2 protein-coding genes are annotated in these 10,961 nt (G+C 67.4%); both read left to right on the plus strand.

Annotated features, from left to right (window positions below; translation table 11 throughout):
* Nucleotides 1-4 precede the first annotated feature (4 nt).
* Entirely contained in the window at nt 5-3,514 is a 3,510-nt protein-coding gene (locus tag ACFYOU_RS33200; protein ID WP_391311016.1) for an SDR family NAD(P)-dependent oxidoreductase, read from the plus strand.
* Between the two features lie 14 nt (nt 3,515-3,528).
* A partial coding sequence (locus ACFYOU_RS33205) for an SDR family NAD(P)-dependent oxidoreductase (protein WP_391311014.1) occupies nt 3,529-10,961 on the plus strand: 7,433 nt, incomplete at its 3' end.

Here is a 10,961-nt window from a genome sequence, read left to right on the forward strand (position 1 = left end):
GGAGATCGCCGCCGCACATGTAGCAGGGGTGCTCTCGTTGGGTGATGCCTCAGAGCTCGTGGTGGCGCGTGGCCGTCTGATGGGTGCGTTGCCTGTGGGCGGGACGATGGTCGCGGTCCAGGCGAGCGAGTCCGAGGTGGCGGAGTCGTTGGCCGGGTTCGAGGGTCGTCTCGAAGTGGCGGCGGTGAACGGTCCGACGTCGGTGGTCGTGTCCGGTGACGAGGGCGCTGCTGAGGAATGGCTACAGCGGTGGGACGGGCGGAAGACGACTCGGCTTCGGGTGTCGCACGCGTTCCATTCCCCGCGGATGGAACCGATGCTCGACGAGTTCCGGACGGTCGTGGAACGCCTGGAGTACGGAGTACCGCAAATCCCGGTCGTCTCGAACGTCACGGGCGAACTGGTGGAAGCGTTCGACGCCGATTACTGGGTACGTCATGTGCGTCAGGCCGTCCGGTTTGCTGACGGGGTCCGCACCCTGTGGGACCTCGATGTACGCCGTTTCCTCGAACTCGGCCCGGATGCCGTACTGACCGCGATGGCGCGCCAGTGCCTCGACACCGACACCGAGCACACCGACGCCGTGTTCCTCCCGGCCCTGCGCAGGAAGCAGAACGAGACGGAGGCGTTCGCCGGGTTCCTCGGCCACGCTTACGCGGCCGGCATCACGGTGGACTGGGACACCTTCTACGCCGACACCGACGCCCAGCGCATCGACCTCCCCACCTACGCCTTCCAGCGCGAGAACTACTGGCTGACCCGCAAGGCCAGATCAGGTGACGCTTCGGCGGCCGGCATGGATCGGATGCGGCATCCGGTGTTGGCGGCGGCGGTGCAGGTGGGCGACCGCGACGAGTGGGTGTTCACGGGCAGCATGTCCCAGGAAACGCAGCCGTGGACCCGCGACCACATGGTGTTCGGAATCGTCCTGGTCCCAGGCGCCGCAATGGTGGAAATGGCGCTGACCGTTGGCCGGCGGTTGGGCACCGATGTGGTCGACGAGCTCGTCGTCGCCGCACCTCTGGTCCTGGAGGACCACGTTACGCGGCAGATCCGCGTAACGGTCGGCCCGGCTGGCGAGGACGGCCGACGCGAGATCGCCTTCTTCTCCCGGATCGAGGCTGCCGAGGACGAGGTCACCGAACTGACGTGTCACGCCCGCGGCTGGCTCGCCAGCAAGGCCGAGCCGCTGGAGCCACTCTCCTTGCAGTGGCCGCCGGCCGAAGCCGAATCCCTCGCCGTCTCCGAGCTGTACACGCTGCTCAACCGGAACGCCCACCTCACCGACGTGGGCTTCGACTACGGTCCCGCCTTCCGCGCCGTACAGTCCGCATGGCGCAGGGACGGTGAGGTCTTCGCCGAACTAGCACTGCCGGAGGCGGCCGGAGCGTCCGACGGGTTCGCCATCCACCCGGCCATGTTCGACTCCGCCTTGCACGGCGGACTGGGGATGCTCGACATGGGTGAGGACAACCCCAGCGGACTTCCGTTCTCTTGGTCCGGAGTCCAGCTGGCGCGGTTCGGCCTCACCAGGATCCGCGTGCGGATCACGCTGCCGGACCCCACCTCACTGCGGCTGGACATCGCGGGTGAGGACGGCCTGCCGCTGGCCTGTCTGCGGCGGCTCGATGTCCGCCCTGTTGAGCAGGCGCACCTGGAAGGCGCGCGGCGGGACGGCGAGCGCCACCTCTATGAGATCGACTGGGTTCCCGCACAGGCTGTCGCGGGCGCCGCACGAAGTGCTGGCATCGTCGCGATCGGTGCGGTCGGCGGATCGGTGGACCGCTTCACCGACCTGGCTGCACTGGAGAAGACCCTGGCTGACGGAGCCAGCGCACCCGAGGTGGTGCTGGCCACCGTCGGTGCCCTCAACGACGAGGTAGCCACCACAGCGCGTCAGACTGCCTCCGACGCGCTGACCTTGGTCCAGAGGTGGTTGGCGTGTGGGGCGCTGGCGGGTTCGCGGTTGGTGGTGGTGACTCGGGGTGCGGTGTCGGTTGGTGGTGGTGCTGCGGATGTGGCGCAGGCTGCGGTGTGGGGTTTGTTGCGGAGTGCGCAGTCGGAGCATCCGGATCGGTTCGTTCTGGTGGATGTGGAGGGTGGCCAGGAGCCGGACTGGGATGCGTTGCTCGCGGTGGACGAGCCGCAGCTCGCGGTGCGCGATGGTCGGTTGTTGGCGCCGCGTCTGGCTCGTGCGTCCGCCGGTGACGCAGTGACTGGGTTCGACGCCGCGGGGACGGTGGTGGTGACGGGTGGTACGGGTGGTTTGGGTGCGGTGTTCGCCCGTCACCTCGCCACGTCGCACGGGGTGCGTGACCTTCTGCTGCTGAGCCGTCGTGGTCCGGCGGCTGAGGGTGCTGCGGACCTGGTCGCGGAGTTGGACGTGTTGGGTTGTTCGGCTCGGGTCGTGGCCTGTGACGTGTCCGATCGCGAGCAGCTGGCCGGGGCACTCGCTTCGGTGGAGCGTCCGTTGACGGGGGTCGTGCATACGGCGGGTGTGTTGGACGACGGTGTGGTGGAGTCGTTGACCGTCGAGCAGATCGACCGTGTGATGCGTCCGAAGGTGGACGCGGCCTGGCATCTGCACGAGCTGACTGTCGACGCGGACCTGTCGGCGTTCGTGGTGTTCTCGTCGGTGGCGGCGTTGATGGGGAGCCCTGGTCAGGGCAACTATGCCGCGGCGAACGCAGCGTTGGATGCGCTCGCTGCGACCCGCCGTGCCGCGGGACTGCCGGCCACTTCCCTCGCGTGGGGGCTGTGGTCGGACACCGCGGGAATGGGAGCGCGGTTGGGTGAGGCGGAACTTGCCCGTCTGGAGCGCATGGGTGCGAAGGCTTTGACGGTCGAGCAGGGGTTGGGTCTGTTCGATCAGGCGTTGGCTTCGGATGCGGCTCTGCTGGCACCGGTTCGGTTCGATACGGCGGTGTTGCGGGCCCAGGCCAGGGCAGGGAACATCCCCGCGGTACTCCGCGGCCTGGCACCCGGCGCTCGACCGGTGGACACCCCGACGGTGTCCCTGCGGGATCAGCTGGCCGGGGTTTCCACCAGCGACCGGGACAACATCGTCCTGGACATGGTTCGCGCGCAGGTGGCCGCTGTGCTGGGGCATTCCTCAGCCGCTGCCATCGAACCGGAGCGGGCCTTCCAGGAGATCGGTTTTGACTCACTCGGCGCCGTCGAGCTTCGCAACCGGCTCAGCCAGGTCACGGGAATGCGCCTGCCGGCCACGTTGGTGTTCGACTACCCCACGCCCGGGGAGATCGCACGACTGCTGCTTGCCGAGTTCGGCGGCGATGCCACCGAACCACCGATCGAGAAGGAACTGACGAAGCTGGAAGAAATGCTGCCCGGGATCGCCGAACCCGATCGGCGAAATGTTGCCGAGCGCCTGCGCCGACTCCTTTCCGTTGTTGCCGATGACGGAGAAGCGGAGAGCACGGCCGAGCGCATCGAAGCGGCCACAACGATGGATGAAGTCTTCCAGATGATCGACACCGAATTCGGCGAAGCGTGACGAGGGGCGCGGAAATGACACAGAACACGGATCAGCAGGAGAAGATCGCCCGCTATCTCAAGAAGATGGCGAGCGACCTCAACCAGGCTCGCGCGCGCCTTCGTGAGTACGAGTCCCGCGACGGGGAGCCCCTCGCGATCGTGGGAATGAGTTGCCGGTATCCGGGTGGCGTCACGTCGCCGGACGAGTTGTGGGAAATGGTGGCCGAGGGGCGCGATGCGATCGGCCCGTTCCCCGCTGACCGTGGCTGGGACCTGGAGCAGCTCTACGACCCCGACCCCGACCACCTGGGCACCGTGTACGCCAAGGAAGGCGGGTTCGTCGACGGAGCGACCGAGTTCGACGCCGACTTCTTCGGGATCAGCCCCCGCGAGGCGACGGCGATGGACCCGCAGCAGCGGCTGTTGCTGGAGTCGTCCTGGGAGGCGCTGGAGGACGCGGGCATTGACCCGATCCGCCTGCGCGGCAGCGACACGGGCGTCTTCTGCGGTGTCGGTCCGTCCGACTACGCCTCCATGCCCGCTGGTGCGCTGCCGCAGATCGAGGGCTTCCGCCTGACCGGCTCCACCACCAGTGTCGTGTCCGGGCGCATCGCTTACAGCCTTGGTCTGGAAGGCCCCGCGGTGTCCGTGGACACGGCCTGCTCCGCTTCCGCTGTTGCCCTACACCTCGCGGTGACAGCTCTGCGCGCAGGCGAGTGCTCCCTCGCCCTCGCCGGCGGCGTCACCGTGCTGGCCGGCCCCTTCCTGCACATGGAGTTCAGCCGGCAGCGCGGCCTGGCACCCGACGGGCGGTGCAAGGCGTACGCGGCGTCCGCGAACGGGACGGGGTTCTCTGACGGTCTGGGTCTGGTGGTGCTGGAGCGGCTGTCCGACGCGAAGCGCAACGGGCGGCGGATCCTGGGTCTGATCCGCGGCAGTGCGGTCAACCAGGATGGTGCGAGCAACGGTCTGACGGCGCCGAACGGTCCGTCGCAGGAGCGGGTGATCCGGCAGGCGCTGGCCAATGCTGGACTGGCTCCGTCCGATGTGGACGCGGTGGAGGGGCACGGCACGGGGACCGTTCTCGGTGACCCGATCGAGGCACAGGCGTTGTTGGCGACGTACGGCACCGAGCGTGACGGGGACCCGCTGTGGCTGGGTTCCATCAAGTCGAACATCGGCCACACCTCCACCGCGGCTGGTGTGGCGGGTGTGATCAAGATGGTGATGGCCATGCGCCATGGGGTGTTGCCGTCGACGTTGCACGTGGACGAGCCGTCGCCGCACGTCGACTGGGCTTCGGGTGGCGTTGAGTTGTTGCGTGAGGCGCGGGAGTGGAGGAGTGAGGGGCGTCCGCGGCGTGCGGGTGTGTCGTCGTTCGGTGTGAGTGGGACGAACGCGCACATCATCGTGGAGGAGGCGCCGGTTGAGGATGCTGCTGCGGCGGAGGGTGCTTCGTCGGGCAGCACGTGGTTGGCGGCGGTTCCGGTGGTGGTGTCGGGTCGTTCGGATGCGGCGTTGCGTGCGCAGGTGGAGCGGTTGCGTTCGTTCGTGGCGGAGCGGTCTGAAGTATCTGCTTTGGATGTTGCGTTTTCGTTGGTGGGTTCGCGTGCGTTGTTGGAGCGGCGTGCGGTGGTGGTGGCTGGTGGCCGTGATGAGTTGCTGGCGCGACTGGCCGACGTTTCCACGGGTGAGGGGGAGAGCTCTGTAGCGGGGAAGTCGGCGTTCCTGTTTACGGGGCAGGGTTCTCAGCGTGTGGGTATGGGTCTTGGGTTGGCGGCGGAGTTTCCTGCCTTCGATCAGGCGTTGGGTGAGGTGTGTGCGGAACTCGATCCGCGGTTGGGTCGTTCGGTGCGGGAGCTTCTTGCTTCTGATGGTGGGGTGTTGGATGCGACGGAGTTCACGCAGGTGGTGTTGTTCGCCGTTGAGGTGGCGCTGTACCGCTTGGTGGAGTCGCTTGGGCTGCGTGCGGACTACTTGATCGGCCACTCCGTCGGGGAGATCGCTGCCGCACATGTGGCTGGGGTGTTGTCGTTGGGTGATGCGGCGGAGTTGGTGGTGGCGCGTGGGCGTTTGATGGGTGGGTTGCCTGCGGGTGGGGTGATGGTCGCGGTCCAGGCGAGCGAGTCCGAGGTGGCGGAGTCGTTGGTCGGGTTTGAGGGTCGTCTCGAAGTGGCGGCGGTGAACGGTCCGACGTCGGTGGTCGTCTCCGGTGACGAGGATGCTGCTGAGGTATGGCTCAAGCACTGGGAAGGCCGCAAGACGACTCGGCTTCGGGTGTCGCATGCGTTCCATTCCCCGCGGATGGAACCGATGTTGGAGGAGTTCCGGGCGGTTGCGGAGCGTTTGGAGTATGCGGCGCCGCAGGTCCCGGTGGTCTCGAACGTCACGGGCGCAGTGGTGGAGGTGTTCGACGCCGAGTACTGGGTCCGACACGTACGCCAAGCTGTCCGTTTCGCTGACGGGGTCCGCACCCTGTGGGACCTGGACGTGCGCCGCTTCCTCGAACTCGGGCCCGACGCGGTCCTGACCGCGATGGCGCGCCAATGCCTGGACGCTGAGGCGGACGGCACCGATGCCGTGTTCCTCCCGGCCCTGCGCAGGAAGCAGAACGAGCCGGAAGCGTTCGCCGGGTTCCTGGGCCACGCTTATGCGGCTGGTGTCGCAGTGGATTGGGAGGCGTTCTACGCGGGCGTTGGTGCTCAGCGTGTTGATCTGCCGACTTATGCCTTCCAGCGGGAGCGGTTCTGGCTGTCTCCGGGCACGATCACGGGTGACGTGTCAGCCGCTGGTCTCGTCGCCGTCGACCACCCCGTGCTCGCTGGTCGAGCACTCATCGGTGACCGGGACGAATGGCTCTTCACCGGCCGCATCTCCACCGAGACGCAGCCGTGGACGCGTGACCATGTCGTCATGGGTTCGGTCATCGTGCCCGGTGTGGCACTGGTTGAGATGAGCTTGGCCGCCGGGCGCGCGGTCGACTGCTCCGTGCTGGACGAACTCGTCATCGAGACGCCGCTCGCCCTGGATGACACAGGGGCTCGCCAGGTGCAGATCATCGTCGGCCACTCCGACGATGTCGGTCGTCGCGAGTTCGTGATCTTCTCGCGTCCCGAGGGCGAGGACGTCGACGCCCAGAGTGAGGCGACCTGCCACGGCCGCGGATGGCTGGCAGCAGAATCCGTGGCTGCGCCCGCTTGGGATCTCGAATGGCTGCCGCGAGGTGCCGATCCTCTGTCCGTCGAAGAGCTCTACACCCGAATGGCCGACATCGGCTACGACTACGGTCCCTTGTTCCAGGGTGTGGTGGGTGCGTGGCAGGACGGGGATGACGTCTACGTCGATCTGGCCTTCCCGGACGAGGCCGGAGCCGACGACTTCGGGATTCACCCGGGACTCTTCGACTCTGCGGTACAGAGCTCGCTGTTCGGCGAGAAGCCTGACGACACGCTCGTCATGCCGTTCTCGTGGAACGGCGTTCAGCTCCATCGCACCGGTGTGTCGCGCGCCCGTGCACGGCTCACTCCCGTGGGGGAGGCTGCCTTCAGCATCGTGATCGTCGACGAGCAGGGCGAGCTGGTCCTCAGCATGGACAAGCTCGTCTTCCGTCCGGTCGACCAGGCCCAGCTGAAGCGGGCCGCAACGGCTCAGGGGTCCCTCTACCAGTTGGATTGGACTCCGGTCACCGTCACACAGGCCCAGTCCGCCAGGGTCGCTGTGCTCGGTGGGCTTCCTCTTGAAGGCGAACCGTACGAGGACCTGGCCGCACTGGATCGTGCGATCGCTGCGGATTCTGCTGTGCCCGACTTCGTGCTCACGGTTGTCGATGCCCCGGAGGCGTCGAGTGCCGTGGGTGAGGTGTTGTCGGTGGTGCGGGAGTGGTTGGCGTGTGGGGCGCTGGCGGGTTCGCGGTTGGTGGTGGTGACTCGGGGTGCGGTGTCGGTTGGTGGTGGTGCCGCGGATGTGGCGCAGGGTGCGGTGTGGGGGTTGTTGCGGAGTGCGCAGTCGGAGCATCCGGGTCGGTTCGTTCTGGTGGATGTGGAGGGTGACCAGGAGCCGGACTGGGGTGCGTTGCTCGCGGTGGACGAGCCGCAGCTCGCGGTGCGTGAGGGGCAGTGGTTGGCTCCTCGGCTGGCCCGTTCGGTCGTGGGGGCTTCGGACGCGGTCGTTCGGTCGTTCGATCCTGAGGGAACGGTGGTGGTCACCGGTGGTACGGGTGGTTTGGGTGCGATCCTCGCCCGTCACCTCGCCACCTCGCACGGGGTGCGTGACCTTCTGCTGCTGAGCCGTCGCGGTCCGGCGGCTGAGGGTGCTGCGGACCTGGTCGCGGAGCTGGACGTGTTGGGTTGTTCGGCTCGGGTCGTGGCCTGCGACGTGTCCGACCGTGAGCAGCTGGCCGCGGTGTTGGGTGCGGTGGAGCGTCCGTTGACGGGGGTCGTGCACACGGCGGGTGTGCTGGATGACGGTGTGGTGGAGTCGTTGACCGCCGAGCAGATCGACCGCGTGATGCGCCCCAAGGTCGATGCGGCCTTGCACCTTCACGAGCTGACGGCCGATGCTGATCTCGCTGCGTTCGTGGTGTTCTCGTCGGTGGCGGCGTTGATGGGGAGTCCGGGGCAGGGCAACTACGCTGCGGCGAACGCGGCGTTGGACGCTCTTGCTGCGACCCGCCGCGCCGCGGGACTGCCGGCCACGTCCCTCGCGTGGGGCCTGTGGTCGGATGCCGGAGGTATGGGCGCGCGGTTGGGTGAGGGGGAGCTTGCTCGTCTGGAGCGCATGGGTGCGAAGGCGTTGACGGTCGAGCTGGGGTTGGACCTGTTCGATCAGGCGTTGGCTTCGGACGCGGCTCTGCTGGCACCGGTTCGTTTCGACACCGCGGTGTTGCGGGCCCAGGCCAGAAACGGGAGCATCCCCGCGGTACTCCGCGGCCTGGCACCCGGCGCTCGACCGGTCAGGACTGGTGGTTCGCTCGCTCAGCGATTGGCGAGTGTGCCGGAGGCGGACCGTGAGCAAGTAGCGCTCGAACTGGTGCTGGCCCAGGTCGCGGGCGTGCTCGGGCACGCCTCGTCCACCTCGATCGACCCGGGTCGCGCATTCAACGAGCTCGGCTTCGACTCCCTGAGCGCGGTCGAGCTGCGCAACCGGCTGACTCAGTCCACTGGTGTACGTCTGCCTGCCACTCTCGTGTTCGACCACCCCTCGCCGGCTTCGGTCGCCCGGCTGCTGATCTCGCAGATCGTGGTCGATGCTGCAATCGTTCGTTCGCGTACGACACGGTCGCGCCGGGTGGACACGGATGAGCCACTGGCCATCGTGGGAATGAGCTGCAAGTTCCCCAACGGCGTTTCTTCGCCGGACGAGTTGTGGGAGCTGGTCGCGTCCGGAGGGGACGCCATGGGGCCGTTCCCTGCCGATCGTGGCTGGGACCTGGAGCGGCTGTACGACCCCGACCCCGACCAGGCGGGGACGGTCTACACGCGCTCTGGTGGATTCGTACGGGGTATCGGGGAGTTCGACGCCGAGTTCTTCGGGATCAGTCCGCGTGAGGCGACGGCGATGGACCCGCAGCAGCGTTTGTTGCTGGAATCGTCGTGGGAGGCGTTCGAGAACGCGGGCATCGATCCGACGACGCTTCGGGGCAGCAACACGGGTGTCTTCTGCGGAACGGTCGCATCGGGCTATCACGCGACCATGGTTCCCGAGTTGGAGGGATACCACCTCACGGGTACCACGATGAGCGTCGTCTCGGGCCGTGTCGCGTACACGATGGGCTTCGAAGGACCGGCAGTGTCCGTGGACACGGCCTGCTCCTCCTCCGCGGTGGCCCTGCACCTGGCGTCCCAGGCACTACGGGCTGGTGAGTGCGAGATGGCACTCGTCGGTGGCATCTCGCTGATGGCGACTCCTGACCTGTTCATCGGCTTCAGCCGCCAGCGCGGACTGTCTCCTGACGGTCGGTGCAAGGCGTATGCGGCGTCGGCGGACGGGACTGGGTTCTCGGATGGCGTGGGTGTGTTGGTGGTGGAGAGGTTGTCGGATGCTCGGCGCCTTGGGCACAGGGTTTTGGCTGTGGTTCGTGGCAGTGCGGTGAATCAGGATGGTGCGAGCAATGGTTTGACGGCGCCGAACGGTCCGTCGCAGGAGCGGGTTATCCGGCAGGCGTTGGCGAGTGCCGGGCTGTCTCCGTCCGATGTGGATGCGGTGGAGGGCCACGGTACGGGGACGAAGTTGGGTGACCCGATCGAGGCGCAGGCGTTGTTGGCGACCTATGGCGCTGAGCGTTCCGGTGATCCGTTGTGGTTGGGGTCGATCAAGTCGAACATTGGTCATACGTCTGCTGCGGCTGGTGTGGCGGGTGTGATCAAGATGGTGATGGCGTTGCGGCATGGGGTGTTGCCGTCGACGTTGCACGTGGACGAGCCGTCGCCGCACGTCGACTGGGCGGCGGGTGATGTGCGGTTGTTGACGGAGGCGCGGGAGTGGACCAGCCCCGGCCGTCCGCGGCGTGCGGGTGTGTCGTCGTTCGGCGTGAGCGGGACGAACGCGCACATCATTGTGGAGGAGGCGCCGGTTGAGGATGCTGCTGCGGCGGAGGGTGTTTCGTCGGGCGGTGCGGGCTTGGCGGCGGTTCCGGTGGTGGTGTCGGGTCGTTCGGATGCGGCGTTGCGTGCGCAGGTGGAGCGGTTGCGTTCGTTCGTGATTGCGCGGCCTGATGTGTCGGTTGCGGATGTTGCGTCTTCGTTGGTGGGTTCGCGTGCGTTGTTGGAGCGGCGTGCGGTGGTGGTTGCCGCTGGCCGTGATGAGTTGCTGGCGCGCCTGGCCGACGTTTCCACGGGTGAAGGTGAGAGCTCTGTAGCGGGGAAGTCGGCGTTCCTGTTTACGGGGCAGGGTTCTCAGCGTGTGGGTATGGGCCTTGGCCTGGCAGGGGAGTTCCCTGCCTTCGACCAGGCGTTGGGTGAGGTGTGTGCGGAACTCGACCCGCGGTTGGGCCGCCCGGTGCGGGAGCTTCTCGCGTCCGAAGACGGGGTGTTGGATTCGACGGAGTTCACGCAGGTGGTGTTGTTCGCGGTCGAGGTCGCGCTGTACCGCCTGGTGGAGTCGCTTGGGCTACGTGCGGACTACCTGATCGGCCACTCCGTCGGGGAGATCGCCGCCGCACATGTAGCAGGGGTGCTCTCGTTGGGTGATGCCTCAGAGCTCGTGGTGGCGCGTGGCCGTCTGATGGGTGCGTTGCCTGCGGGCGGGACGATGGTCGCGGTCCAGGCGAGCGAGCCCGAGGTGACGGAGTCGTTGGCCGGGTTCGAGGGTCGTCTCGAAGTCGCGGCGGTGAACGGCCCGACCTCCGTGGTCGTCTCTGGTGACGAGGACGCCGCTGAGGTATGGCTCAAGCACTGGGAAGGCCGCAAGACGACTCGGCTTCGGGTGTCGCACGCGTTCCATTCCCCGCGGATGGAACCGATGTTGGA

It is taken from the genome of Streptomyces sp. NPDC005955 (assembly GCF_042871255.1).
Lineage (GTDB): Bacteria > Actinomycetota > Actinomycetes > Streptomycetales > Streptomycetaceae > Streptomyces.